We start from the raw sequence: 25818 nt of genomic DNA on the forward strand, positions 1-25818 counted from the left end.
CCATCCGCATGATGCACCCTTGCCCGACGCCATATTAAGAAGTGGGCCGAGGCCCGACTCGGTCAGCATACTGGAACCCCCCCGCCCGATGAAAAGCCATCCCGATGCCGCCAGCCGTACGGTGGCCGAGGTTGTGACGCAGTTGCCAGTCCCTTCGCGGCTTGGCCTCATGCGTTTCGAGCGGATCAACGAGGCCAGCTGGGCGCTGCTGTTCCTCGACCCCAATTGCGAACGCCATATCGGCATGCCGGCCACCGAGCTCTGTGCCCTGGTCGGCTCGCCCTACGCCAGCCTGATGTCCCCCGAAGCGCGCTACCGCCTTCACGACGAAATCCAGCGCCAGCTGGCCGGCGGCGCCAGCTACCAGGTGCAGTACAGCCTGCACACGACCGACGGCGTGCGCACCATCCTCGAGCTCGGCGAAGCCTTCCAGCAGCATGGCCGCAGCCTGCTTCGCGGCTACCTGCTGCCGGTGGATGTCGAGGACGGCGACGCGGGTGACGACACCGACCAGCGCCTCAGCGAACTGGAAGCCCAGAACACCCGACTCAAGAGCTCCCTGGACCTCTATCAGCGCTCCCAGGAAGACCACCTGCAACACCTGATCCGCTCCCGCGCGCAGCAGAGCCTGATCGTGCGCCTGGCCCGCCACCGCTACGGTGCCGGCGACCCCGCCCTGGAGGCGGCCAAGCTGATCACCCAGGCCGCCTGCGAAGCCTACGAAGTGTCCCGCGCCTCCCTGTGGATGTTCGACGGCGACCTGTTGCGCGCCATCAACCTCTACCGGCGCGACCAGGACCACCATGAACACCCCGACGCCATCGACGTCAGCCGCTACCCGCAATACCTCGAAGCCCTGCACAGCGGGCGCGCCATCGACGCCCACAATGCCCAGCGCGACCCCCGCACCAGCGAGCTGGTGAACGACTACCTCAAGCCCCAGGGCATCATCGCCCTGCTCGATGCCAGCGTGCGCATCGGCGGCGATGTGGTCGGCGTGCTGTGCCTGGAACACACCGGCGGCCAGCGCGTCTGGCAGACCGACGAGATCGCCTTCGCCGGCGAGTTGGCCGACCAGTTCGCCCAGGTCCTGGTCAACCAGCAACGCCTCGACGCCACCAACGCCCTGCACCTGTTCCAGCGCGCCGTCGAGCAGAGCGCCAGCGCCTTCCTGCTGGTGGACCGCGACGGCCTGGTGGAATACGTCAACCCCAGCTTCACCGCCATCACCCAGTACAGCTCGGATGAGGTCCATGGCCGCCGCCTGTCCGACCTGCCGGCCCTGGAGAACCTCAGCGACCTCTTGTTCGACGCCCGCTCCAGCCTCTCCACCAGCAACAGCTGGCAGGGCGAGTTCCGCAGCCGGCGCAAGAACCTGGAGCCCTACTGGGGCCAGCTGTCCATCTCCAAGGTATTCGGCGAGAACGGCGAGCTGACGCACTACATCGGCATCTACGAGGACGTCACCCACAACAAGCTGGCCCAGCAGCGCATCGAGAAGCTGGCCTACACCGACAACCTCACCGGGCTGGGCAACCGCCCGTACTTCATCCGCAGCCTGGAGGAGCGCTTCCAGAGCGACCTCGAATCGCCCCTCTGCCTGCTGCTGGTGGACATCGACAACTTCAAGCGCATCAACGACAGCCTCGGCCACCAGACCGGCGACAAGCTCCTGGTCAGCCTCGCCCGCCGCCTGCGCAACACCCTCGGCCAGGGCGACATCCTCGCGCGCTTCGCCAGCAACGAGTTCGCCGTGCTGCTCGACGGCGCCGACCTGGAAAGCGGGCAGAGAACCGCCGGGCAGATCCTCCACACCCTCGACAAACCGCTGTTCGTCGACAACCAGCTGATCAGCGTCACCGGCTCCCTCGGCCTCGCCTGCGCACCGCAGCACGGGCGTGACCCGCAGACCCTGATGAAGCACGCCGGCCTCGCCCTGCACAAGGCCAAGGCCAACGGCAAGCACCAGCTGCAGCTGTTCACCGAGACCCTCAACGCCGAAGCCAGCTACAAGCTGTTCGTCGAGAACAACCTGCGCCGCGCCCTGGCGCAGAACGAGCTGGAAGTCTTCTACCAGCCCAAGCTCTGCCTCAAGACCGGGCAACTGCTGGGCATGGAGGCGCTGCTCCGCTGGCAGCACCCGGAACGCGGCATGATCCGCCCCGACCAGTTCATCAGCGTCGCCGAGGAAACCGGGATGATCATCCCCATCGGCAAGTGGGTGATCCGCGAAGCCTGCCGCATGAGCCGACGCCTCAGCGCCTCGGGCATGGGCGATGTGCAGGTGGCGATCAACCTCTCGCCCAAGCAATTCAGCGACCCGGACCTGGTGGGTTCCATCGCCGCCATCCTCCACGAGGAACAGCTGCCCTCGGGGCTGCTGGAGCTGGAGCTGACCGAAGGCCTGCTGCTGGAAGCCACCGACGACACCAAGCACCAGCTCAACCGCCTCAAGACCCTCGGCCTGACCCTGGCCATGGACGACTTCGGCACCGGCTACTCCTCTCTGAGCTACCTGAAGAAGTTCCCGATCGACGTCATCAAGATCGACCGCAGCTTCATCAAGGACATCCCCGACAACCAGGACGACATGGAAATCACCTCGGCGGTGATCGCCATGGCCCACAACCTCAAGCTCAAGGTCGTCGCCGAAGGCATCGAGAGCGCCCAGCAGCTGGCCTTCCTCCGTCGCCAGCGCTGCGATGTCGGCCAGGGCTACCTGTTCGACCAGCCCATCCCCGGGCACCTGCTGGTGGAAAGCCTGCGCCGCTACCCCTGCCGCCCGCAGCCCTGAGCCTGCTGTAACATCGGCCATTCCCGCAGGTCTATCGACCAGCCAGCCACCTTCGAGGAGAACGCCATGGTCCTGCGCTCGCAGATCCTTGCCCACAAAATCGAGCTGCCCACCGCGGCACAGGCATTGCCCGGCCGCGAATCGCCGATGCCGGTTCCCGATGCCCACTACGTCAACGGCCGCCCCCTGCAGGCGCCCTTCCCCGCCCACCTGCAGCAAGCGGTGTTCGGCCTCGGCTGCTTCTGGGGCGCCGAGCGACGTTTCTGGCAACAGGAAGGCGTCTGGACCACCGCGGTCGGCTACGCCGGCGGCCACACCCCGAACCCGACCTACGACGAAGTCTGCTCCGGCCTCACCGGGCACACCGAAGTGGTGCTGGTGGTGTTCGACCCGCAGGTGATCAGCTACGAGAAACTGCTCTCGGTGTTCTGGGAAGCCCACAACCCGACCCAGGGCATGCGCCAGGGCAACGACATCGGCACCCAGTACCGCTCGGCCATCTACTGCAGCGACGACGCCCAGCTGGAAGCCGCCAAGGCCAGCGAAGCACGCTTCCAGGCCGAGCTGAGCAAATCCGGCTTCGGCGCCATCACCACCGAGATCGACGAAATGCCGCCCTTCTATTACGCCGAGGCGTACCACCAGCAGTACCTGGCGAAGAATCCGGGGGGGTATTGCGGGTTGGGGGGGACGGGGGTTTGTATGCCGGCCTGACGGCCGGGAGAGGGGAGCCATAAGCTACAAGCTGCAAGTAAGAGCGAAGCGGCCGCTGCTTTTAGCTTGCGGCTTATAGCTTGCCGCTCCCTGAACTTGCCGCTTGCAGCTTGAAACTTACGCTGGCGCGCAGCGCCCCTACTTCTCCGCTATCAACCAGTCCAGCCGCCAACTGCCCTGACTCTGCGCCAGCTTCTCGCTCAGCCAGGGCAGGAGCTGGCGCAACTCTTCTTCTATTCCCCACGGCGGGTTGGCGATGGCCAGGCCCGAGCCGTTGAGGCCGAGGGCGTTGTCCGCCGGGTGCACCATCAGCTCCACCCGCAGCAGCTTGGGCGCGCCGGAGGCTTCCAGGCCCTGGTAGAAGCGCTTGAGCTGGCGCTGGTCCTTGATCGGGTACCAGATCGCGACGACGGTCTGGCGCATGCGGCCGATGGCTTCCTTCAGCGCGTTGACGCAGCGTTCCAGTTCGTCGGCCTTCTCGAAGGGCGGGTCGATCAGCATCAGCGCGCGCTTCTCTGCCGTCGGCAACAGCGCCCGGGGCAGGTGCCAGCCTTCGCCCAGGTGCACGGCGACGCGGCGGTCGCCGGCCATGTTCTCCTTCAGCGCCTGGCCGTCTTCCGGGTGTTTCTCGTTCAGGTGCAGGCGGTCCTGCGGGCGGGTCAGCTGGCGCGCCAGTTCGGGGGAGCCCGGGTAATGACGAAGCTCGCCGTCCGGGTTCAGCGCCTGCAGCACGCCGAGGTAGTCCACCATCAGCGCCGGCAGATCGGGCTGGCCCCAAAGCCGGCCGATGCCCTCCTCCCATTCCCCGGTGCGGCTGGCCTGGTCGCCCGCCAGGTCGTAGAGGCCGACGCCGGCGTGGCTGTCGAGGTAGGCGAAGGGCGCCTCCTTGCGTGACAGCAGGGCGATCAGGCGGGCCAGGGTCAGGTGTTTGAGCACATCGGCATGGTTGCCGGCATGAAAGGCGTGACGGTAGTTCATGGTGTGGGAATCCTCGCGAGGCGCGCAGTTTAGCAGCCGCGACGCTGGCCGGGTTTTGCTGCTTTATCACCCTTATGGATGTTGCTAGGCGACCTTCATTCACCGATCTAGACTCGGCCGATCCAACCGGAGATCCGACATGTCCGAGACCCTGCTCAGTTCCCGCAACCTGGCCTTCGAACTCTACGAAGTGCTGGACGCCGAAGCCCTGACCCAGCGCGAGCGCTTCGCCGACCACAACCGCGAAACCTTCGACGCCGCCATCGGCACCGCCCGCAGCATCGCCGAGAAATACTTCGCCCCGCACAACCGCAAGGGCGACGAGAACGAGCCGGAATACCACGACGGCGCCGCCACGCTGATCCCGGAAGTGAAGCCCGCCGTGGACGCCTTCCTCGAAGCCGGCTTCCTCAACGCTACCCGCAGCTTCGAGCAGGGCGGCATGCAGCTGCCCACCCTGCTGTCCCAGGCCTGCTTCGCCCACTTCCAGTCGGCCAACGTCGGCAGCTCCGCCTACCCCTTCCTGACCATGGGCGCGGCCAACCTGATCGAGAGCTTCGGCAACGACGAGCAGAAGCAGCGCTTCCTGCAGCCGATGATCGAGGGCCGCTTCTTCGGCACCATGGCGCTCACCGAGCCCCACGCCGGCTCCTCCCTGTCGGACATCCGCACCCGCGCCGAGCCGGCCGGCGACGGCACCTACCGCATCAAGGGCAACAAGATCTTCATCTCCGGCGGCGACCACCCGCTGTCGGACAACATCGTGCACATGGTGCTGGCCAAGCTGCCGGACGCCCCGCCCGGGGTGAAAGGCATCTCGCTGTTCATCGTGCCCAAGTTCCTGGTCAACGACGACGGCTCCCTCGGCAAGCGCAACGACGTGATCCTCGCCGGCCTGTTCCACAAGATGGGCTACCGCGGCACCACCTCCACCGCCTTGAACTTCGGCGACAACGGCGACTGCGTCGGCTACCTGGTGGGCAAGCCCCACGCCGGCCTGTCCTACATGTTCCAGATGATGAACGAGGCCCGCATCGGCGTCGGCATGGGCGCGGTGATGCTCGGCTACGCCGGCTACCTCTACTCCCTGGAATACGCCCGCGAGCGCCCGCAAGGCCGCCTGCCCGATGGCAAGGACCCGACCAGCGCCCAGGTGGCGATCATCGAGCACGCCGACGTGCGCCGCATGCTGCTCACCCAGAAAGCCTACGTGGAAGGCGCCTTCGACCTGGGCCTGTACGCCGCGCGCCTGTTCGACGACACCCAGACCCTCGCCACCGAGGAAGAGCGCAAGCAGGCCCATGAGCTGCTCGACCTGCTCACCCCCATCGTCAAGTCCTGGCCCTCGGAGTTCTGCCTCAAGGCCAACGAGCTGGCGGTGCAGATCCTCGGCGGCCACGGCTACACCCGCGAGTACCCGGTGGAGCAGTACTACCGCGACAACCGCCTCAACCCCATCCACGAAGGCACCCACGGCATCCAGTCGCTGGACCTGCTGGGGCGCAAGGTGGCGCAGAACAACGGCGCCGGCCTCAAGCAGCTGACCCGCCTGATCAACGACACCTGCCGGCGCGCCGCCGCCCACGGCTCCCTCGACGCCCTGCGCCAGCCGCTGGAGCAGGCCGTCGCGCGCCTCTCCGCCGTGACCCTGGCACTGCTCGGCGACCTGATGCAGGGCAAGGTCAACCAGGCCCTGGCCAACTCCGCGCTCTACCTCAATGCCTTCGGCCACGCGGTGATCGGCTGGCGCTGGCTGGAGCAGGCGATCCGTGCCGAGGAAGGCCTGGCCAGCGGCAACCCCGCCGACGCCGACTTCTACAAGGGCAAGCTGCAGGCCGCGCGCTACTTCCTCACCTGGGAAGTGCCGAGCGTCCATCACGCCCTGGCCATCCTCGAGGCCCGCGACGACACCTGCCTGGAGATGCGCGACGCCTGGTTCTGATTCCAACGCTTTCAGGGTTTCCCTGCCCCGCGCACATGCGGGGCTTTTTTTTGCCCGCGCCCCGCCGCTGCGCCGACGATACTGCGAGGGGGACGCGCCATCCCCGCGAACGCGGGGACCGACGTGCGCGCCCACCGGCACCGCCCCCTCTCTTCGGCAAAGCGGGCTCGGACAACATCCTGACCGCCTGGTCGATTCCGTGAACCGGCGGCTCGGCTTCGTTCGAAAAAACCTGGGGATTTCTACCGATCAGCGCTTGCGGCGCGTTGCGGGTAGCAGGTTAGAATCCGGCTGGCATGCACGCTGCATGCATCCCTCCAGCATCACCCCCGACATCGTCACCAGGAGCCTCAATACGTGGATGCAGCCACCATCAATAGCCTGTTCCTGATCGGCGCGTTGCTGGTCGGCGCAAGCATTCTGGTGAGCTCGGTTTCCTCGCGCCTGGGCATCCCCATCCTGGTCATCATCCTTGCCGTCGGCATGGTCGCCGGCGTCGACGGCCCGGGCGGGATCGGCTTCAGCAACTACCCGCTGGCCTACCTGGTGGGCAACCTGGCACTGGCCATCATCCTGCTCGACGGCGGCCTGCGCACGCGGGTCTCCAGCTTCCGCGTGGCCTTGTGGCCGGCGCTGTCGCTGGCCACGGTCGGCGTGCTGATCACCACCGGGCTGACCGGCATGGCCGCCGCCTGGCTGTTCGACCTGGACATCATGCAGGGCCTGCTGATCGGTGCCATCGTCGGCTCCACCGACGCCGCGGCGGTGTTCTCCCTGCTCGGCGGCAAGGGCCTCAACGAACGGGTCACCGCCACCCTGGAGATCGAATCCGGCAGCAACGACCCGATGGCGGTGTTCCTCACCGTCACCCTGATCGACATGCTGGCCAAGGGGCAGACCGAGATCAGCCTGTCCTTCCTCGGCCACCTGGTCAGCGAGTTCGGCATCGGCGCGCTGCTCGGCCTCTCCGGTGGCTGGCTGCTGCTGCAACTGATCAACCGCATCAACCTGCCCAACGGCCTCTACCCCCTGCTGGTGGTGAGCGGCGGCCTGCTGGTGTTCGCCCTCACCAACTTCCTGCACGGCAGCGGCATCCTCGCCGCCTACCTGTGCGGCCTGGTGCTGGGCAACCGGCCGATCCGCTCGCGCCACAGCATCCTGCACATGCTCGACGGCATGGCCTGGCTGGCGCAGATCGGCATGTTCCTCGTGCTCGGCCTGCTGGTCACGCCCCACGACCTGCTGCCCATCGCCATCCCTGCCCTGGGCCTGGCGCTGTGGATGATCCTCTTCGCCCGCCCGCTGTCGGTGATGATCGGGCTGATCCCCTTCCGCGCCTTCCACGACCGCGAGAAGGCCTTCATCGCCTGGGTCGGCCTGCGCGGCGCGGTGCCGATCATCCTCGCGGTGTTCCCGATGATGGCCGGCCTGCCCCACTCGCAGCTGTACTTCAACCTGGCCTTCTTCATCGTCCTGGTCTCCCTGCTGCTGCAGGGCGCCAGCCTGCCGCTCGCGGCCAGGCTGCTGCGGGTGACGGTGCCGCCGGAGCCGGCGCCCATCTCCCGCGCCGGGCTGGAGATCCACCCCACCAGCGAGTGGGAGCTGTTTGTCTACCGCCTGGGTGCGGAGAAGTGGTGCATCGGCGCCGCCCTGCGCGAGCTGAAGATGCCCGACGGCACCCGCATCGCGGCACTGTTCCGTGGCACCGAGCTGCTGCACCCCTCGGGCAGTACCGTGCTGGAGGCCGGCGACATCCTCTGCGTGATCGGCCATGAGCATGATCTTCCCGCCCTCGGCAAGCTGTTCAGCCAGGCGCCCCAGCGCGGCCTGGACCTGCGCTTCTTCGGCGACTTCGTCCTCGAAGGCGACGCCCAGCTTTCCGCCGTCGCCTCGCTCTACGGCCTGAAGCTGGACAACGTCGATGGCAGCCAGCCGCTGGGACGCTTCATCTCCCACGAGATCGGCGGCGAGCCCATCGTCGGCGACCAGGTGGAATGGAACGGCCTGACCTGGACCGTGGCCCTGATGGAGGGGAACAAGGTGCGCAAGGTGGGCGTCAAATTCCCCGAAGGTCACGGACGTCCAGGCCCCGGACTGTTCCTCTGAAGGCGCGGCACATCCCAGCACGGGGCCGCGTCCTGACATATCATCAACCGCACTTTTTCCAGAGCCGCCCCACGCGACCATGTCTTTCCTGCGCCCCCTCCTCGCCGCCGCCCTTATCGGCTTCTGCCTCGGTGCCACGCCCGTGCATGCCGCCGAACCACCGACCAGCGCCAAGGTCCAGCAGAGCCTGGACAACCTCGCCAGCCGCAAGCTGCCGGAAGCCGACCAGAAGGCCGTGCAGCAGGTGCTGGAGCAGACGCTCACGCAGCTGAGCAACCAGGCCGACAGCGAGAAGCGCCTGGCCGACCTCAAGCGCCAGCTCAACGATGCCCCGCGCCAGATCGCCGACGCCCAGCGTGAATTCACCCGCCTCAAGGCCAGCAAGCCGGTCGATGTCGGCGAGCGCTACGGCAAATCCTCCCTGGCCCAGCTCGACCAGTTGCTCAACCAGCGCAGCAGCCAACTGGCCGGCTGGCAGAAGGACCTGGCCGAGGCCAACAGCCTGATCATCACCGCGCAGACCCGCCCCGAGCGCGCCCAGGCCGAGATCAGCAGCAACCAGGTGCGCACCCAGCAGCTCAGCGCCATCCTCAAGGTCGGCAAGGACACCGGCAAAGTGCTCACCGACGAGCAGCGCGACCAGTACAACGCCGAGCTGGCCGCCCTCGACGCCCAGACCCAGCTGCGCCGCCAGGAGCTGGCCGGCAACAGCCTGCTGCAGGACCTGGGCAACAGCCGCCGCGACCTGCTGGTCGAGCGCATCCACCGCCTGGAGCAGGAAACCCAGGCCCTGCAGTCGCTGATCAACGACAAGCGCCGGGAAAGCTCCGAGCAGACGGTGGCCGAACTCTCCCGCGAGGCGCAGAACGCCACCCCCGACAGCCTGCTGGCGGCCGAGAGTTCCACCAACCTCAAGCTCTCCGACTACCTGCTGCGCTCCACCGATCGCCTCAACGAACTGACCCAGCAGAACCTGCAGACCCGCCAGCAGCTGGACACCCTCAACCAGGCCGACCAGGCGCTGGAAGAGCAGATCAGCGTGCTCAAGGGCAGCCTGCTGCTGTCGAAGATCCTCTACCAGCAGAAGCAGGCCCTGCCGCACCTGAAGCTCGACGGCGACCTGGCCGACGAGATCGCCGACATCCGCCTCTACCAGTTCGAGCTCAGCCAGCAGCGCGACAAGCTCAACAACCCCCAGGCCTACGTCGACGACCTGCTCTCGCGCCAGCCCGCCGACCAGGTGACGCCGGAGCTGCGCGCCACCCTGCTCGACCTGGCCACCACCCGCACCGAACTGTTCGACCGACTGAGCCGCGAACTCAACGCCCTGCTCAACGAGTCCATCACCCTGCAGCTCAACCAGAAGCAGCTGCAGAGCACCTCCCAGGCGCTGCGCGCGACCCTGGAGGAGCAGATGTTCTGGATTCCCAGCAACAAGCCGCTGGACCTCGCCTGGCTGAAGAGCGCGCCGCACTACCTCAAGCGCCAGCTGATGGACGTGCCCTGGGGCTCGGGCGTGGCCGAGCTGGGTGAAGGCCTGGTCGACCGTCCCTGGCTGTTCATCCCCCTGCTGCTGATGATCGGCGCGCTGCTGTGGCGCCGCAGCTGGCTCTACGAGAAGCTCACCGAGCTGCACCAGGACATCGGCCACTACAAGCGCGACAGCCAGATGCACACGCCCCTGGCGCTGCTGCTGAACATCCTCCTGGCGATGCCGGTGACGCTGTTCCTGGCCCTCTGCGGCCTGGCCCTGCAGATCGACGCCCGTGGCCAGAACGCCACCCTCGGCGCCGCGCTGATGGAAATGGCCCAGGCCTGGCTGGTGTTCTACACCCTCTACCGCATCCTCGCCCCGGGCGGCGTCGCCGAGCTGCACTTCCGCTGGCCGCGCCCGCAGGTGGCGCTGCTGAGCAAGCAGATCCGCCGCCTCGGCATGGTGGTGATGGCCCTGGTGGCCGTGGTCACCGTGGCCGAGCACCAGCCCCAGGCGCTGGCCGAGGACGTCATCGGCATCATCGTCGTCATCACCTGCTACGCCCTGATGGCCCTGGTGCTGAGCAACCTGCTGCTGGCCGAACCGATGCGCGAGCACACCTCGCCCTTCCGCTTCCTCATCGGCCTGGGCTTCACCCTGCTGCCGCTGGTGTTCATCGTCGCCGTCGGCTTCGGCTACTACTACACCTCGCTCAAGCTCACCGACCGCCTGATCAACACCCTCTACCTGCTGATCCTCACCCTGATCATCGAGGCCGCCTTCGTCCGCGGCCTGGCCGTCGCCGCCCGGCGCCTGGCCTACGCCCGCGCGCTGGCCAAGCGCCAGGCGCAGACCAAGGAGAACGCCGAAGGCGAGGAAGTGGCGGTGGAAGAGCCGACCCTGGACATCGAGCAGGTCAACCAGCAGTCCCTGCGCCTGATCCGCCTGGCCCTGCTCGGCGTCTTCATCGCCTCGATGTACCTGGTCTGGGCCGACCTGATCAGCGTCTTCGCCTACCTCGACGAAGTGACGCTCTACCAATACGCCACCGGCACCGGCGCCGCCGCCACCCAGGTGCCCATCAGCCTGCTGGACGTGCTCGGCGCGCTGATCATCGCCGGCATCACCACCGCGCTCGCACGCAACCTGCCGGGCCTGCTGGAAGTGCTGGTGCTGTCGCGCCTGAAGCTGGCCCAGGGCAGCGCCTACGCCACCACCACGCTGCTCTCCTATGCCATCGCCGGCATCGGCTTCGTCAGCGCCCTGTCCACCCTCGGGGTCAGCTGGGACAAGCTGCAGTGGCTGGTGGCCGCGCTCTCGGTGGGTATCGGCTTCGGCATGCAGGCAATCTTCGCCAACTTCATCTCCGGCCTGATCCTGCTGTTCGAGCGCCCGGTGCGCATCGGCGACCTGGTGACCATCGGCACCGTCACCGGCACGGTGAACCGGATCCGCATCCGCGCCACCCACATCACCGACAGCGACCGCAAGGAAGTCATCGTCCCCAACCAGACCTTCCTCACCAGCCAGCTGATCAACTGGACGCTGACAGACACCGTCACCCGCATCGTGCTGGTCTACAACGTCAACCGCGGCGCCGACCTGGAGCTGGTGCGCAAGCTGCTGCTGCAAGCCACCCAGGAGAACACCCGCGTGCTGCGCGACCCGGCCCCCAACGTCCAGCTGAAGACCTACGGCGCCACCACCCTGGAGCACGAACTGAAGATCTACGTGCGCGAACTGGGCGACCGGGGCCTGGCCACCGACGAGCTGAACCGGCGCATCGACCAGCTGTTCCAGGAGCACGGCATCAACATCTCCTCGGTGCCGAAGATGGACGTCATCCTCAGCCGCAAGAGCGTCGAGCACCCACCCGCCGAGGAACAGGCGGCCGACGCCGCCGAAGAGCGCGCCAAGTAAGCCACCGCCACGCGGGGACCACCCATCCCCGCGATTTCCCCCGGCCCCGGCCGCGTGACAAGCTGAGCCCATGAAAAGACTCGACGACCTGCAGTTCGACAACCGCTTCGCCCGCCTGGGCGATGCCTTCTCCACCGAAGTCCTGCCCGACCCGCTGGACGACCCGCACCTGGTGGTGGCGAGCCCGGCGGCCATGGCCCTGCTCGACCTCGACCCGGCGCAGGCCGAGGAGCCCGTGTTCGCCGAGCTGTTCGCCGGGCACACGCTCTGGTCCGACGCCGCCCCGCGCGCCATGGTCTATTCCGGGCACCAGTTCGGCAGCTACAACCCGCGCCTGGGCGATGGCCGCGGCCTGTTGCTGGGCGAGGTGGTCAACCAGGCCGGCGAGCACTGGGACCTGCACCTCAAGGGCGCCGGCCAGACCCCCTACTCGCGCATGGGCGACGGCCGAGCGGTGCTGCGCAGTTCGATCCGCGAGTTCCTCGCCAGCGAGCACCTGCACGCCCTGGGCATCCCCAGCAGCCGCGCGCTGTGCGTCACCGGCTCCAGCACCCCGGTGTACCGCGAGAAGAAGGAGACCGGCGCCATGGTCCTGCGCCTGGCGCCGAGCCACGTGCGCTTCGGCCACTTCGAGTACTTCTACTACACCCGCCAGCACGAGCAGTTGAAGACCCTCGGCGAGCACGTGCTGGCCTGCCACTTCCCCGCGTGCCTGGAAGCCGAGGAGCCCTGGCTGGCGATGTTCCGCGAGGTCATCGAGCGCAACGCCGGGATGATCGCCCGCTGGCAGGCCTACGGCTTCTGCCACGGGGTGATGAACACCGACAACATGTCGATCCTCGGCATCACCTTCGACTACGGCCCCTACGCCTTCCTCGACGATTTCGACGCCAACCACATCTGCAACCACTCCGACGACAGCGGGCGCTACAGCTTCAGCAACCAGGTGCCCATCGCCCACTGGAACCTCGCCGCCCTGGCCCAGGCGCTGACGCCCCACATCGCCGTGGACGCCCTGCGCGAGGCGCTGGAGCTGTTCCTGCCGCTGTACCAGGCGGCCTGGCTGGACCTGATGCGCCGCCGTCTGGGCTTCACCCGCGCCGAAGAGGGCGACGAGGCCCTGGTGCAGCGCCTGCTGCAACTGATGCAGACCAGCGCGGTGGACTACACGCTGTTCTTCCGCCGCCTGGGCGAGACCACGCCCGAACAGGCGGTGGCGGTGCTGCGCGACGAGTTCGTCGACCTCGCCGGCTTCGATGCCTGGGCCGCGCAGTACGTGGAGCGCGCCACGCGCGAAGGCGACGACCAGGACGCCCGCCGCCAGCGCATGCATGCGGTGAACCCGAAGTACATCCTGCGCAACTACCTGGCCCAGCGCGCCATCGAGGCCGCCGAGCAGGGCGATTTCAGCGAGGTGCGCCAGCTGCACGCCGTGCTCGCCCGCCCCTTCGACGAGCAGCCCGGCATGGAGCGCTATGCCGAGCGGCCACCGGAGTGGGGCAAGCACCTGGAGATCAGCTGCTCCTCCTGAACCCCGGCGCACGGCGAGGCCCTCAGCGCGCCAGTCCCTCTACCCGCTCCAGCCGCTGCAGCAGGTAGGGGAAGAAGGGATTGGACGTCGCCCGTTGCAGGGCGTCCATGTTCATCACCAGCACCCCGCGCTCACCCCGCAGCGACAGGTTGCCCAGGTGGATGCCGAAGTCGTCCGTCGCATCGGGGTGGCGGCCGTAGAGCCCGTCGCTGTCCGGGAACGGCAGCGCCACGTGGGACAGCGAGAACAGCTCGCGCGGGAAGGCCATGTCCAGGGGCCGGACCCACTCCTCGCGGCCACCGGCCTCGATCACCCGCTCGACCACCTCCCGGCTGCTCGCCGTGGCGTTGGTGATCACCGCCGTGCGGTAGGCCCGCGGTGGCGGCTGCAACAGCCGCGCCAGCGCCAGGCTGGCGTCCGGGCGCAGCAGCGGGCCGAAGTCCACCGAGCGGTTGATGTCGAACAGCACCAGCTCGCTGCCGTTGTCCGGCACCAGGCGATAGAGCGACTCCACCACCGCCGAGGTGCTCACGGTCGCATCCACCACCGACTGGAAGGTCAGCAGCGGCGGCAGGCCCCGCAGCCCGTCGCGTCGCGAGGCGCTCAGCAACTGCTCCTGCAGCGCGACGGTGAGCTGGTAGGACTGGCGCGCGCCGTTGACCGGGAAGGAGTTGTACTTGAAGGGGTTGTACTCGGGCAGCAGGTCGAGCCAGGCGGCCTTGGCGAAGGCCGGGAACACGGCGGGCAGGCCCGCCAGCCCGGCGAAACGCGCGTAGCCAGCGACCCCCAGCATGGGCGAGAGCAGCACCAGGCGCTCGGCGCGTGGCAGGGACGGGTCCTCCAGCGCATCCAGCGAATACTTCAACGCCAGCGCACCGCCGTTGGAGTAGCCCACCAGCCGCAGCGGCCGCTGTGCCCCCACGAGCCGCCGGGCCTCGCGCATCGCCAGGCGGGTGGCGGCCAGCCACTGCTCCCAGCTCACATCCGTCAGCGCCGCCGGCACCGTGCCGTGCCCGGGCAGGCGCAGGCCGAGCACCACGAAGCCCGCCTGGCGGTAACGCAGCGCCAGGTGGCGCAGGCTGTAGGGCGAATCGGTGAGGCCGTGCAGCATCACCACCGCGCCCACCGGCTCGCCCTCGGGGCGCAGCACATAGGAGCGGTTCCAGTCCTGGCTGAAACGGCCGGGGTACAGCGGGCTGCCCGGGAAATAGCGGTTGGCCGGCACCTGCTCCTCGGCGTCCAGCTGCTCGCTGACCTGTTCACGCACTTGCGCGAAGACGCGCGCCTCGGCGTTCATCCAGGCGCTCCAGTCGGCCTGGTCGAGCTCGCGCTCGTCGAGCTCCTCCGGCACGAACCTGTGCCAGGGCTCGAGTGACGGTTCGCCCTGGATGTCCAGCACCCGCACGGCGAACACCAGCGACATCGCCAAGGCCAGCAGCAGCGCGCCCCGGCCCGCCCAACGGATGATCCCCGTCCGCATCGTTCCCGCTCCGTCATGCACCATGGTTCAGCCTTCGGCCAGCATCCAGCGCAGGCCCATGCGTACGTGCTGCTCGGTGCTGTCCACCAGGGGCAGCGGCGAGTCGCAGCCCTCCAGCAGCAGGCCGATCTCGGTGCAGCCGAGGATCGCCGCCTGGGCACCCGCGGCTTGCAGCTGGCGCAGCTGGTCGAGGTAGAACGCCCGTGCCTCGGGGAGGAAGCGGCCCAGGCACAGCTCCTGGAAGATCACCCGGTCGATCTCCGCCATCGCCGCGGCGTCGGGCACCTGCACCTGGATGCCGAAACGCTCGTCCAGGCGCCGCCGGTAGAAATCCTCCTGCATGGTGAAGCGCGTGCCGAGCAGCGCCGCCCGCTCGCAGCCCAGCGCCTGCAGGGCCTCGCCCACGCCATCGCCGATATGCAGCAGGGGGATGTCCACCGCCGCCTCGATCGCCGCCGCGACCTTGTGCATGGTGTTGGTGGCCAGCAGCAGGGCACCGGCGCCGGCCCGCGCCAATCCTTGCGCAGCGGCGGCCAGCTGATGCCCGGCCTCGTCCCAGCCGCCGGACTTCTGCAGCGCGGCGATGCCGGCGAAATCCACCGAATGCAGCAGCAACGGCGCCGAATGCAGGCCGCCGAGCTGGTCACGCACGCCCTCGTTGAGCAGCCGGTAATAGCTCAGGGTCGACTCCCAGCTCATACCGCCCAGTACACCCAATGTCCTCATCGCCACCTCTGCGCCAAAAGCTCAAAGCCTAGCCCAGCCTCAGAGGGCGCCGGGCATACAGTTGCCAGGCAATCGGTGCGTACAGCCCCACGCGTCGAGCGCCATCCCGCGCCGCTTCCATCCAACGAAAATGGAATATGAACCTGCGGAAATCTTCTTAGACTCTCTAAGCAAAGGCGCTTATCTTCGCCGCCTGCTTATTCCGGCCTGTTCTACCACCCACTGTCAGGCGCCGTACCCCGCATGAAGATCCGCAACCTCGACCTCAGCCAGAGCCCGATCAACACCGAGCACGAGGCACTGGGCATTCCTCCCGTCGAGGATTTCGTCAGCCACCCCGACAACCACCCGGTGCTGCGCGCCGCGATGTGGGCGGCCGTGCTGATCCTGGTGAGCCTGCTGGGCTTCCTCGCCTGGCGCCTGTTCTTCGGCGACCACGGCGGCGCCACCGGCCTCGACATCATCGAACGCACCCTGAGCAGCCCGACCTTCTGGAGCGCCGTGGCCGTGGGCTTCCTCGCCCAGGTGGTGGATGGCGCGCTGGGCATGGCCTACGGCATCACCGCGACCACCTTCCTGCTCACCGCAGGCGCCTCGCCAGCGGCGGCCAGCGCCAGCGTGCACATCGCCGAAGTGTTCACCACCGGCCTCTCCGGCATCTCCCACGTGAAGCTGGGCAACGTCAACAAGTCCCTGTTCCTGCGCCTGCTGCTGCCGGGCATCATCGGCGCCGTGCTCGGTGCGGTGCTGATCACCACCTTCGACGGCGCCGCGCTCAAGCCCTTCATCTCCGCCTACCTGCTGCTGATGGGCCTGTACATCCTCAGCAAGGCCTACCGCCACGTGGCCCAGCGCCGCGCGCCGAAACACGTGGCCAAGCTGGCGCTGTTCGGGGGCTTCGTCGATGCCGCCGGCGGCGGTGGCTGGGGCCCGGTGGTCACCAGCAGCCTGCTGGGCTCGGGCAGCGACCCGCGCACCACCATCGGCTCGGTGAACTTCGCCGAGTTCTTCCTGACCATCTCCAGCGCCACCTCCTTCATCCTCCTGGCGGGCGAGCTGAACACCTGGATGCTGGTGGCCGGCCTGGTCTTCGGCGGCCTGTTCGCCGCGCCCTTCGCCGCCATGCTGTGCAAGAAGCTGCCGGCACGCACCCTGCTGACCCTGGTGGGCACCCTGATCACCCTGATCAGCGCCTTCAACATCTACATGGCCCTGCGCTGATCGGCCGGTTCTAGCCACCTAACTTTTCGGTCTAGCCACGCGCCTGCGCGATTGCCTCAGGTCATTGACCTGGGCCCTTCCGCTTTCACATGCTGCGCTCCTCAATCAGCCCCGAAGGAACGCAGCCACGATGAAACCGGAAACCCTCGCCATCCACGCCGGCTACAGCCCCGATCCAACCACGCGTGCGGTGGCGGTACCGATCTACCAGACCACCTCCTACGCCTTCGACGACACCCAGCACGGCGCCGACCTGTTCGACCTCAAGGTCGCCGGCAACATCTACACCCGCATCATGAACCCCACCAACGACGTGCTGGAGAAGCGCGTCGCCGCGCTGGAAGGCGGCGTCGGCGCCCTGGCGGTGGCCTCCGGCATGGCGGCCATCACCTACGCCATCCAGACCGTCGCCGAGGCCGGCGACAACATCGTCTCGGTGGCCAAGCTCTACGGCGGCACCTACAACCTGTTCGCCCACACCCTGCCGCGCTCCGGCATCCAGGTGCGCTTCGCCGCCCATGACGACATCGCCGCCCTGGAAGCGCTGATCGACGAGCGCACCAAGGCGGTGTTCTGCGAATCCATCGGCAACCCGGCCGGCAATATCATCGACCTCGCCGCCCTGGCCGCCGCCGCGCATCGCCATGGCGTGCCGCTGATCGTCGACAACACCGTCGCCACGCCCATCCTCTGCCGCCCCTTCGAGCATGGCGCCGACATCGTCGTGCACTCGCTGACCAAGTACATCGGCGGCCACGGCAACAGCATCGGCGGCATCGTCGTCGACTCCGGGAAGTTCCCCTGGGCCGAGCACAAGGCACGCTTCCCGCTGCTCAACACCCCGGACGCCTCCTACCACGGCGTGACCTACACCGAAGCCTTCGGCCCCGCCGCCTTCATCGGCCGCTGCCGCGTGGTGCCGCTGCGCAACATGGGCGCGGCGCTGTCGCCGTTCAACGCCTTCCTCATCCTCCAGGGCCTGGAGACACTGGCCCTGCGCATGGAGCGCCACACCGAGAACGCGCTGAAGGTCGCCCACTTCCTCCAGGCCCACCCGCAGGTGGCCTGGGTGAAATACGCCGGCCTGCCGGACCACCCCGAGCACGCACTGGCCCAGCGCTACACCGGCGGCAAGCCGGCGGCGATCCTCTCCTTCGGCATCGTCGGCGGCGCCGAGGCGGGGGCACGCTTCATCGACGCGCTGAAGCTGGTGGTGCGCCTGGTGAACATCGGCGACGCCAAGTCCCTGGCCTGCCACCCGGCCTCCACCACCCACCGCCAGCTCAACGACGAGGAACTGGAGAAGGCCGGCGTACCGCGCGACATGGTGCGCCTGTCCATCGGCATCGAGCACATCGACGACATCCTCGCCGACCTCAGCCAGTCCCTCGAAGCCGCGCGGGGCTGATGAACAGGGGTTGATATTCGGCGGGTCGGCTCCAGATCAGGGGAATCTGCTCCGGAGCCGACCATGACCGATCCCCTGATGATTCCCTGCGCCCACTGCGCCGGGCTCAACCGCATCCCCGCCGAGCGCCTGGGCGACTCGCCCCGCTGCGGCCACTGCAAGGCCGCCGTGCTGCCGGCCAGCCCCTTCGACCTCAGCGAAGCCAGCTTCGCCAAGCAGCTGCGCGGCGACCTGCCGCTGCTGGTGGACGTCTGGGCCGACTGGTGCGGCCCCTGCAAGGCCTTCGCCCCCACCTATCAGCAAGCGGCCACCCAGCTCCAGGGCCGCTGCCGCCTGGGCAAGCTGGACAGCGAAGCCAACCGCCAGCTGGCCGGGCAGCTCAACATCCGCTCCATACCCACGCTCATCCTGTTCAAGGGCGGCGTCGAAATCGCCCGCCAGAGCGGCGCCCTGCCCCTGCCGCAACTGCTGGGCTGGCTGAAGAGCCAGGGCATCTGAACCGAGGCGCATGCCCGGCCTACCCGCTGGTGACGGGCATGCGTTCGCGGCGGCGTGCGCGCTGATCGTTTCGGTCACCCGCACTGGCCGTCCCGGTCATTGCCGGCGGCACGCATCCGGCTAGGCTCCTGGCATTGGACCTGCCGGAGATCGTCATGCAATTCAGCGAAGAGATGGCCCGCCACTTCACCGAGGACAAGATCGCCTTCGTCCGCCGCATGGGCCTCAAGGCCGTGACCCTGGAACCGGGCCACGTGAAGCTGCTGGTGCCCCTGGCCGGCAACGAGAACCACATCGGCACCATGTACGCCGGCGCCCTGTTCACCCTGGCGGAGATTCCCGGCGGCGCGCTGTTCATCACCAGCTTCGACACCCGCCGCTTCTACCCCATCATCAAGGACATGAGCCTGCGCTTCCGCCGCCCGGCCAAGGGCGACATCAGCGTCGAGGCGCGCATCGGCGCCGAGGAGATCGAGCGCATCCAGGCCGAGGCGAGTGCCAACGGCAAGGCCGACTACCTGCTGGAGCTGGACCTGGTGGACGCCACCGGCGAGGTGGTGGCGCAGAGCCGCGGGCTTTACCAGCTGCGCGCCCACTGAGCCGGGGGGCGGATTGCCCTGGATCAAGTTGCCGCGCGGCGAATTGCCCCACAGTGGCACCTCACCCGGAGGTGCCATCCATGTTCAGCCATATCCTCATCGCCCATGACCTGAGCCGCGAGGCCGACCTCGCCCTGCAACGCGCCGTGGACCTCGCGCGCCAGTACGACGCCCGCCTGACCCTGCTGCACGTGCTCGAAGACCACCTGCCCAATGCGCTCCAGGAAAACCTGCGCGAAGGCGCCCAGCGCCTGTTCCAGCAGCGCCTGGAACAACTCGGCGCGCCGCCCACCCAGGTGCTGCTGCGCAAGGGCCGCCCGGCGCTGCAGATTCTCGAAGAGGTGGAAGAAAGCAGGGCCGACCTGCTGGTGATCGGCAACCACCACCACAACGCACCGGAGCTGTTCATCGGCACCACGCTGGAGCGCGTCGCCCGGCACATCGACATCCCCTTGCTGCTGGCGGTGGGCGAAAAACCCGCCCCCTACCGCAAGGGCCTCACCGCGCTGGACTTCTCCCTCTGCGCCTGCGACGCCCTGCGCAGCGCCTGCAGCCTGCTGAGCGCCGAAGGCCACCTGCAGGCCGTGAACGTGATGGAGGTGACCGGCCGCCTGCTGGCCAAGGCGGGCAGCGCCGGCGAATACCTCAAGACCCAGCGCGAGCTGCTGGAGCAACTGCTGAAGGATGAACTGGGCAACATGAAGGCCGCCCCGAGGATCAGCCTGGAGGTCACCCACGGAACCCTGCCACGCGCCCTGGACGAGGCCATCGCCGCGACCCAGCCGCAGTTCGTCACCCTCGGCAGCCACGGTCGCAGCATGATCTCCCAGGCGCTGCTGGGCAGCCTGGCGCTGCATTACCTGCAGCGCCCGCCCTGTGATGTGTTGGTGGTGAAGTAGGAGGCTAAGCGGCAAGCCGGAAGCCGGAAGCTTCAAGCTTCAAGCTTCAAGCTTCAAGCTTCAAGCTTCAAGCTTCAAGCTTCAAGCTTCTAGAAGATTGTGCAGCTCGATGAATTGCTGGGTCAGCTTGTGGCTGCGGTCCAGGTGGATCAGCGGGGTGCAGGCCTGGTGGGATTCGCGCATCTTCACCGAGCTCATCAGGTTCACCGGCAGCACCGGCAGGCCCTCGGCGACCAGCTCGTCCAGCAACTGCTGGGGCAGGCTGGCGCGGGGCTGGAACTGGTTGACCACGATGCCTTCCACCTCCAGGCCGTCGTTGTGGTCTTCCTTCAACTCCTCGATCTCGGCAAGCAGGCCGTAGAGGGCATTGCGCGAGAAGCTGTCGCAATCGAAGGGGATCAACACGCGATCCGCCGCGATCAGCGCCGAAACCGTATAGAAATTCAAGGCCGGCGGCGTATCCAGGTAGATACGGTCGTAATCCTCGGCCAGCTCGTCCAGCAGTTTCGCCAGCTTGTTGATCTTGTGCTTGGCCTCGAGCTTGGGCTGCAGGTCGGCCAGCTCCGCCGTGGCGGTGATCACATGCAGGTTGTCGAAGGGGGTCTCGTAGATATCGACCTTGCCCTTCTTGCCGAAGGGGCCGGAAGAGAGGGTCTGCTTGAAGAAATCGGCGATTCCCATGGGAATGTCGTCGCCGGTGAGTCCGGTCAGGTAGTGGGTGGAGTTGGCCTGTGTGTCGAGGTCGATCAGCAGCGTGCGATAGCCCTCCGAGGCACTGACCGCCGCCAGGTTGCAGGCGATGCTCGACTTGCCCACGCCGCCCTTCTGATTGAACACCACTCGCCGCATCGCACACCTCCCGGATCCCTTGGATAGTCCCGGATTCTATGCAAAGCCCGTGACAAGGGCGAGCACTGCCGGGGCTTTCTTACCGGCGGATATTTATGTGCCTTACATCTGAAGATTGTGTCTGAAGTTTGCGAAGTAACCCGACGCTCGGGGATAATGCGGCACTTTGCTATGGCGTCATCGACAAGGCCTTTGTCGTTCAGGGATTGCCAGTCGACAAGGACGCCCGACAGGGGCCGAAAAGAGCTCTTAGCGTGACTCACTTCAGCATCGAACAATGGCGTGCCTGGGCCCCGGGCCTGGAAAGCGAGGACGACTGGCGCGCCTGGTGCAGGCAGCCGTTCGCGCCCGCCGACAGCGAAACACAGCCCGATGTCTCCTTCCTCCCCGCCATGCAGCGGCGCCGCCTGTCGCGCCTCGCACGCATGGCGATGAGCGTCGCCTGGCCCCTGGCCGCCGAGGGCGAGCAACTGCCCATGGTGTTCGCCTCGCGCCACGGCGAGACGCCGCGCACCCTGGCCCTGCTGCAGGACCTGGCGCGCGGCGAGCCGCTGTCACCCACCCAGTTCAGCCTCTCGGTGCACAACGCGATCATCGGCCAGTGGTCGATCCTGCGCGGCGACACCAGCGAGATGACCGCCCTGGCCGCCGAAGGCGATGGGCTGGAGCACGCGGTCCTGGAAGCCGCCGGCATGCTCGCCGAGGGCGCCCCGGCCGTGCTGCTGGTGATCACCGAGGAAAGCCCGCCGGAGATCTACCGCCCCTGGGTGGAGGACGTGCCCTTCCCCTACGCCGTCGCCCTCAGGCTCGCGCCCGGCGACCAGTGGCAGCTGAGGCTGTCCCCCGAAGCGCCGGAACAGGCGCCGGAACCCTGGCCCCACGCACTGGGCCTGCTGCAAGCACTGCTCAACGATCTGCCCCACCGTCAGCATCAATGGAAGAGCCGTAAATGGACCTGGCAACGCAACCGGCCCTGAACGCCCGCCCCAACGCCCCCTACTGGTGGCGCCTGATCGCCACCGCGCTGTCCTTCACCCTGTTCGGGGTCGGCGGCGTGCTGCTGCGCATCGTCGTGTTCCCGCTGCTCTCGCTGCTGCCGGGCGACGCCACCGACCACCGCCGCCGTGCCCGCGCCACCACCAGCCGGCTGTTCTGGCTGTTCGTCCAGTTCATGTACCGCAGCGGCGTGCTCACCTACGAGGTGGAAGGCGCCGAACGCCTGGGCCGCCCCGGGCAGATGATCATCGCCAACCACCCCTCGCTGATCGACGTGGTGGTGCTGATCGCCCTGATCCGCGACACCAACTGCGTGGTCAAGCAGAGCCTGTGGGACAACCCCTGCATGCGCGGCCCGATCCGCGCCGCCCAATACATCAGCAACAGCGGCAGCATGGACATGCTCGACGAGGCCGCCGCCGCCCTGCAGGAAGGCCAGACCCTGATCGTCTTCCCCGAAGGCACCCGCACCACGCCGGGGCAGGCCCCGCAATTCCACCGTGGCGCGGCCGCCATCGCCCTGCGCGGCGCCCGCATCCTCACCCCGGTGACCATCAGCGTGACCCCGACCACCCTGACCAAGGCCGAGCCCTGGTACAGCATTCCGTCGCGGCGCTTCCACTTCCACCTGCGCGTCGGCCAAGACATCGACCCGCAGAGCTTCGCCTCACAGGGGTCGGCACCCATCGCTTCACGCCGCCTCAACGACCATCTGCATCAATATTTCATGAAGGAGCTCGGCCTGGATGAGCGCTCTGCAACTTGAGATCAAGAACCTGATCATCGAGGCCCTGGGCCTCGAAGACATCGGCCCCGACGACATCGACGCCGAACAGACCCTGTTCGGCGAAGGCCTGGGCCTGGACTCGGTGGACGCCCTGGAACTGGGCCTGGCCATCCAGAAGCGCTTCGGCATCAAGATCGACGCCGATGCCAAGGACACCCGCAAACACTTTGCCAACGTGGCCAGCCTCGCGGCCTTCGTCTCGGCACAGAAAGCCGCCTGAGGAAAAGACCGCGATGCAAACCCGTGACGAGATCTTCACCACCCTGCGCGACGCCCTGGTCGAACTCTTCGAGCTGGACCCGGCGCAGATCAGCCTGGAATCCAACCTCTACGAGGACCTGGAGATCGACAGCATCGACGCCGTCGACCTGATCGACCACATCAAGCGCCACACCGGCCGCAAGATCGCCGCCGAGGACTTCAAGGCCGTGCGCACCGTCAGCGACGTGGTCGAGGCCGTGCACCGCCTGGTGAACGAGCCCGCATGAGCCGCCTGATCGGGCTGCTGCTGGTGCTGGCCGGGCTGGGCTACCCCTTCGCCGTGTACTACGGCATGGAGCACCTGTCGCCGCGCCTGTTCGCCCTGCTGCTGGGCAGCCTCTGGCTGGCCCGCAGCCTGAGCGCCGCGCAACGCCCCGGCAACCGCTGGACGGCCGTCGCCGCCCTGGGTTTCTGCATGCTGCTGGGGCTGGTCAACCAGGCCGACCTGCTGCGCTGGTACCCGGTGCTGATGAGCGCCGTGCTGCTCGGCCTGTTCGGCGCCAGCCTGTTCCACGGCACCCCGCTGGTGGAACGCATGGCACGCCTGCGCGAGCCCGAGCTACCCGAGGTGGCGGTGCGCTACACCCGTCGCGTCACGGCCGTCTGGGCCGGGTTCTTCCTCGCTAACGGCCTGGTCGCCGCCGGCCTCACCCTGTGGGCACCGCTGAGCTGGTGGACGCTCTACACCGGCTTCATCGCCTACCTGCTGATGGGCCTGCTGTTCGCCGGTGAATGGCTGGTGCGCCAGCGTGTACGGAGGTTCGCGTGAGCTGGATCGCCCTGCAAGACCTGCTGCTGCAGGCCGACCCGCGACGCCCGGTCACCCTGGCCCCGGCACTGGACCAGGCCGCCCTCGCCGAACAGGCCCTGCGCCTGGCCGGCGCCCTCCGGACCCGTGGCGCGCGGCGCGTCGCGCTCTACCTCGAAGACGGCGCCGAGCTGGCCGCCGCCCTGCTGGCCGCCTGGCGTGCCGGCATCGACGTGCTGTTGCCGGCCGACGCCCAGGCGCAGACCCGCAAGCGCCTGGCCGAACGCTGCGACCTCTGGCTCGATAGCCTCGACGGCCTCGATGGCGAGCCGCTGGCCCCCGCCGCCCTTGACCTGGACGCCTGCCGCCTGGTGCTGTGCACCTCCGGCTCCAGCGGCGAGGCCAAGCTGATCGACAAGACCCTGCGCCAGCTGGCCAATGAAGTCCAAGCCCTGGAAACCCTCTGGGGCGCCGACCTCGCCGGTGCGACCCTGGTCGCCAGCGTCTCCGCCCAGCACATCTACGGCCTGCTGTTCCGCGTGCTCTGGCCGCTGTGCGCCGGCCGCCCCTTCGTGCGCCGGGCGCAGCCCTTCGCCGAGGACATCCAGCAGGCCAGCCTGGAAGCCGGCGACTTCGCCTGGATCGCCAGCCCCGCCCTGCTCAAGCGCATGGGCGACAACCTCGACTGGCCCGCCCTGCGCGGCGTGCGCCGGGTGTTCTCCTCCGGCGGCGCCCTGCCCGCCGAAGCCGCCGCCGAGTTGCAGCAACGCCTCGGCCAGTGGCCCACGGAAATCTACGGCAGCTCCGAAACCGGCGGCATCGCCTGGCGCCAGGGCGGCGCCCTGTGGCAGCCCTTCGCCGGCGTCGAGCTGGGCCGGGACGAGGAAGGCGCGCTGAACCTCGCCTCGCCCTACCTGCCCGCCGGCCACCGCGAACAGACCGCCGATGCCGTGCGCATCGACGCCGACGGCCGCTTCGAACTGCTCGGCCGGCTCGACCGCATCGTCAAGCTGGAAGAAAAACGCATCTCCCTGCCCATGCTGGAACAGGCCCTGGGCGAACACCCCTGGGTGACCGAGGCCCGCCTGGGCGTGGTGCAGGAAGGCCGCGCCTTCCTCGGCGCGCTGGTGGCCCTGAGCACCGAGGGCATCCATGCCCTGCGCAACCAGGGTCGGCGCACCGTCACCGAGACCCTGCGCCGCCACCTGGCCGGCCACTGCGAAACCATCGCCCTGCCGCGCCGCTGGCGCCTGCTGCGCCAGTTGCCCTGGAGCAGCCAGGGCAAGCTGCCCCAGGCGCTGGTGGAGAACCTGGTCAAGGCCCCCCGTCCGAAGACGGTGGAGCCACTGGCCAGCCGCGAAATCGACGGTGAATGGCAGCTGGAGCTGGAAGTGCCGCTGGACCTGGCGCACTTCTCCGGCCACTTCCCACGCACACCGGTCCTGCCCGGCGTGGTGCAGATCGACTGGGCCCAGCACCTCGCCCGCCAGGTCATGACCCTGCCCCCGCGCTTCGCCGGCATGGAGGTCCTCAAGTTCCAGCAACTGGTCCGCCCCGGCGACCGCCTGCAACTGTCCCTGCGCTTCGACACCGACAAGGGCAAGCTCTACTTCGCCTACCGCAACGGCGAAGCCGCCTGCTCCTCCGGGCGCATCCTGCTGGTGGCCGACCATGCGTAAGGCCAGCGCTGCCCTCTCAACCGTGGATATGAACCTGCCGCTCTGGATCGACGAACACCTGCTCGTGCCCCGCTCAGAAGGTGGGCGGGGCAAACGCCCCTTCAGCAGGCCGAATGCAGGCGTTACGCAGGAGGACGTGCGGCATGGATGCCGCGAGAGGCGTGTCAGGCCATGGATGGCCTGTCGCGCCGACCTCCGGAGCGACGCC

The 25818-nt window shown here is 68.0% G+C and carries 21 protein-coding genes; 17 read left to right on the forward strand and 4 right to left on the reverse strand.

Annotated features, from left to right (window positions below):
• Window positions 1-88 precede the first annotated feature (88 nt).
• Both HSX14_RS27945 and msrA read left to right on the forward strand, forming a co-directional pair.
• On the forward strand, window positions 89-2794 hold the full coding sequence (locus HSX14_RS27945) for a putative bifunctional diguanylate cyclase/phosphodiesterase (protein WP_173171256.1): 2706 nt from the start codon (window positions 89-91) through the stop codon (window positions 2792-2794).
• A 66-nt stretch (window positions 2795-2860) separates the two neighbouring features.
• A complete protein-coding gene (msrA, locus tag HSX14_RS27950) occupies window positions 2861-3508 on the forward strand; it encodes a peptide-methionine (S)-S-oxide reductase MsrA (RefSeq protein ID WP_173171254.1) in 648 nt (215 codons plus the stop codon).
• A gap of 138 nt (window positions 3509-3646) precedes the next feature.
• On the opposite strand, the gene HSX14_RS27955 is transcribed toward msrA, so the two are convergent.
• Window positions 3647-4486 carry a 23S rRNA (adenine(2030)-N(6))-methyltransferase RlmJ gene (locus tag HSX14_RS27955; protein ID WP_173171252.1) on the reverse strand — a complete coding sequence of 280 codons (840 nt, stop codon included), beginning with the start codon at window positions 4484-4486 and terminating at the stop codon, window positions 3647-3649.
• A gap of 139 nt (window positions 4487-4625) precedes the next feature.
• Here HSX14_RS27955 and HSX14_RS27960 point away from each other — a divergent pair, with 139 nt between their 5' ends.
• The 4 genes from HSX14_RS27960 to selO all read left to right on the forward strand — a co-directional run bounded on the left by HSX14_RS27960 (window position 4626) and on the right by selO (window position 13459).
• Complete coding sequence (locus HSX14_RS27960) at window positions 4626-6428, forward strand: acyl-CoA dehydrogenase (RefSeq protein ID WP_173171250.1); 1803 nt, start codon at window positions 4626-4628, stop codon at window positions 6426-6428.
• A gap of 357 nt (window positions 6429-6785) precedes the next feature.
• Complete coding sequence (locus HSX14_RS27965) at window positions 6786-8534, forward strand: potassium/proton antiporter (protein ID WP_173171248.1); 1749 nt, start codon at window positions 6786-6788, stop codon at window positions 8532-8534.
• Between the two features lie 79 nt (window positions 8535-8613).
• Window positions 8614-11928, forward strand: a complete 3315-nt coding sequence (mscK, locus tag HSX14_RS27970) for a mechanosensitive channel MscK (protein WP_173171246.1) — start codon at window positions 8614-8616, stop codon at window positions 11926-11928.
• Between the two features lie 70 nt (window positions 11929-11998).
• Window positions 11999-13459 (forward strand): protein adenylyltransferase SelO, encoded by a 1461-nt coding sequence (selO, locus tag HSX14_RS27975; protein WP_173171244.1) that lies wholly within the window; start codon window positions 11999-12001, stop codon window positions 13457-13459.
• Window positions 13460-13481: 22 nt separating this feature from the next.
• On the opposite strand, the gene HSX14_RS27980 is transcribed toward selO, so the two are convergent.
• Together HSX14_RS27980 and HSX14_RS27985 are read right to left on the reverse strand one after the other, a co-directional pair.
• Window positions 13482-14939, reverse strand: a complete 1458-nt coding sequence (locus tag HSX14_RS27980; RefSeq protein WP_173171243.1) for an alpha/beta hydrolase — start codon at window positions 14937-14939, stop codon at window positions 13482-13484.
• A gap of 27 nt (window positions 14940-14966) precedes the next feature.
• Window positions 14967-15665 (reverse strand): aspartate/glutamate racemase family protein, encoded by a 699-nt coding sequence (locus tag HSX14_RS27985; protein ID WP_173171240.1) that lies wholly within the window; start codon window positions 15663-15665, stop codon window positions 14967-14969.
• 243 nt (window positions 15666-15908) lie between these two features.
• Between HSX14_RS27985 and HSX14_RS27990 the strand changes: the two genes are divergently transcribed.
• The 5 genes from HSX14_RS27990 (at window position 15909) to HSX14_RS28010 (ending at window position 20290) form a co-directional block, all read left to right on the forward strand.
• On the forward strand, window positions 15909-16886 hold the full coding sequence (locus HSX14_RS27990; RefSeq protein ID WP_173171238.1) for a sulfite exporter TauE/SafE family protein: 978 nt from the start codon (window positions 15909-15911) through the stop codon (window positions 16884-16886).
• Window positions 16887-17016: 130 nt separating this feature from the next.
• Window positions 17017-18294, forward strand: coding sequence for a bifunctional O-acetylhomoserine aminocarboxypropyltransferase/cysteine synthase (locus tag HSX14_RS27995; RefSeq protein ID WP_173171236.1), 1278 nt, complete (start codon window positions 17017-17019; stop codon window positions 18292-18294).
• A gap of 63 nt (window positions 18295-18357) precedes the next feature.
• Window positions 18358-18792, forward strand: coding sequence for a thioredoxin TrxC (gene trxC / locus HSX14_RS28000; protein WP_173171234.1), 435 nt, complete (start codon window positions 18358-18360; stop codon window positions 18790-18792).
• Window positions 18793-18947: 155 nt separating this feature from the next.
• Window positions 18948-19391 carry a YiiD C-terminal domain-containing protein gene (locus HSX14_RS28005; protein ID WP_173171232.1) on the forward strand — a complete coding sequence of 148 codons (444 nt, stop codon included), beginning with the start codon at window positions 18948-18950 and terminating at the stop codon, window positions 19389-19391.
• An 80-nt stretch (window positions 19392-19471) separates the two neighbouring features.
• On the forward strand, window positions 19472-20290 hold the full coding sequence (locus HSX14_RS28010) for a universal stress protein (protein WP_173171230.1): 819 nt from the start codon (window positions 19472-19474) through the stop codon (window positions 20288-20290).
• Window positions 20291-20371: 81 nt separating this feature from the next.
• On the opposite strand, the gene HSX14_RS28015 is transcribed toward HSX14_RS28010, so the two are convergent.
• Window positions 20372-21139, reverse strand: a complete 768-nt coding sequence (locus HSX14_RS28015) for a ParA family protein (protein WP_173171228.1) — start codon at window positions 21137-21139, stop codon at window positions 20372-20374.
• A gap of 254 nt (window positions 21140-21393) precedes the next feature.
• Between HSX14_RS28015 and HSX14_RS28020 the strand changes: the two genes are divergently transcribed.
• From HSX14_RS28020 to HSX14_RS28045, 6 genes are read left to right on the forward strand one after another with little or no spacing between them, the layout of a single operon-like run.
• Complete coding sequence (locus HSX14_RS28020) at window positions 21394-22116, forward strand: beta-ketoacyl synthase chain length factor (RefSeq protein ID WP_173171226.1); 723 nt, start codon at window positions 21394-21396, stop codon at window positions 22114-22116.
• A complete protein-coding gene (locus HSX14_RS28025; RefSeq protein WP_173171223.1) occupies window positions 22089-22901 on the forward strand; it encodes a lysophospholipid acyltransferase family protein in 813 nt (270 codons plus the stop codon). Before HSX14_RS28020 ends, HSX14_RS28025 begins: the two co-directional genes overlap by 28 nt.
• The gene (locus HSX14_RS28030; protein ID WP_021219835.1) at window positions 22882-23142 is read left to right on the forward strand and encodes a phosphopantetheine-binding protein; all 261 of its coding nucleotides are present in this window, start codon (window positions 22882-22884) and stop codon (window positions 23140-23142) included. The genes HSX14_RS28025 and HSX14_RS28030 overlap by 20 nt, the downstream gene beginning before the upstream one ends.
• A gap of 13 nt (window positions 23143-23155) precedes the next feature.
• Complete coding sequence (locus HSX14_RS28035) at window positions 23156-23410, forward strand: acyl carrier protein (protein WP_021219836.1); 255 nt, start codon at window positions 23156-23158, stop codon at window positions 23408-23410.
• A complete protein-coding gene (locus tag HSX14_RS28040) occupies window positions 23407-23952 on the forward strand; it encodes a COG4648 family protein (RefSeq protein ID WP_173171221.1) in 546 nt (181 codons plus the stop codon). Before HSX14_RS28035 ends, HSX14_RS28040 begins: the two co-directional genes overlap by 4 nt.
• A complete protein-coding gene (locus HSX14_RS28045; protein ID WP_173171219.1) occupies window positions 23949-25610 on the forward strand; it encodes an acyl-CoA synthetase family protein in 1662 nt (553 codons plus the stop codon). The genes HSX14_RS28040 and HSX14_RS28045 overlap by 4 nt, the downstream gene beginning before the upstream one ends.
• Window positions 25611-25818: the final 208 nt, after the last annotated feature.

The organism is Pseudomonas tohonis (assembly GCF_012767755.2).
Classification (GTDB): domain Bacteria; phylum Pseudomonadota; class Gammaproteobacteria; order Pseudomonadales; family Pseudomonadaceae; genus Metapseudomonas; species Metapseudomonas tohonis.

Bases quoted from the DNA above. Each gene is read 5' to 3' on its own strand.
- HSX14_RS27990 (WP_173171238.1), top strand. From the start codon at position 15,909: ATGAAGATCCGCAACCTCGACCTCAGCCAGAGCCCGATCAACACCGAG.
- HSX14_RS27985 (WP_173171240.1), bottom strand. From the start codon at position 15,665: ATGAGGACATTGGGTGTACTGGGCGGTATGAGCTGGGAGTCGACCCTG.
- HSX14_RS27960 (WP_173171250.1), top strand. From the start codon at position 4,626: ATGTCCGAGACCCTGCTCAGTTCCCGCAACCTGGCCTTCGAACTCTAC.
- HSX14_RS27980 (WP_173171243.1), bottom strand. From the start codon at position 14,939: ATGCGGACGGGGATCATCCGTTGGGCGGGCCGGGGCGCGCTGCTGCTG.
- trxC (WP_173171234.1), top strand. From the start codon at position 18,358: ATGACCGATCCCCTGATGATTCCCTGCGCCCACTGCGCCGGGCTCAAC.
- HSX14_RS28005 (WP_173171232.1), top strand. From the start codon at position 18,948: ATGCAATTCAGCGAAGAGATGGCCCGCCACTTCACCGAGGACAAGATC.
- mscK (WP_173171246.1), top strand. From the start codon at position 8,614: ATGTCTTTCCTGCGCCCCCTCCTCGCCGCCGCCCTTATCGGCTTCTGC.
- HSX14_RS28040 (WP_173171221.1), top strand. From the start codon at position 23,407: ATGAGCCGCCTGATCGGGCTGCTGCTGGTGCTGGCCGGGCTGGGCTAC.
- HSX14_RS27995 (WP_173171236.1), top strand. From the start codon at position 17,017: ATGAAACCGGAAACCCTCGCCATCCACGCCGGCTACAGCCCCGATCCA.
- HSX14_RS28015 (WP_173171228.1), bottom strand. From the start codon at position 21,139: ATGCGGCGAGTGGTGTTCAATCAGAAGGGCGGCGTGGGCAAGTCGAGC.
- msrA (WP_173171254.1), top strand. From the start codon at position 2,861: ATGGTCCTGCGCTCGCAGATCCTTGCCCACAAAATCGAGCTGCCCACC.
- HSX14_RS28025 (WP_173171223.1), top strand. From the start codon at position 22,089: ATGGACCTGGCAACGCAACCGGCCCTGAACGCCCGCCCCAACGCCCCC.
- HSX14_RS27945 (WP_173171256.1), top strand. From the start codon at position 89: ATGAAAAGCCATCCCGATGCCGCCAGCCGTACGGTGGCCGAGGTTGTG.
- HSX14_RS28030 (WP_021219835.1), top strand. From the start codon at position 22,882: ATGAGCGCTCTGCAACTTGAGATCAAGAACCTGATCATCGAGGCCCTG.
- HSX14_RS27955 (WP_173171252.1), bottom strand. From the start codon at position 4,486: ATGAACTACCGTCACGCCTTTCATGCCGGCAACCATGCCGATGTGCTC.
- selO (WP_173171244.1), top strand. From the start codon at position 11,999: ATGAAAAGACTCGACGACCTGCAGTTCGACAACCGCTTCGCCCGCCTG.
- HSX14_RS28010 (WP_173171230.1), top strand. From the start codon at position 19,472: ATGTTCAGCCATATCCTCATCGCCCATGACCTGAGCCGCGAGGCCGAC.
- HSX14_RS28035 (WP_021219836.1), top strand. From the start codon at position 23,156: ATGCAAACCCGTGACGAGATCTTCACCACCCTGCGCGACGCCCTGGTC.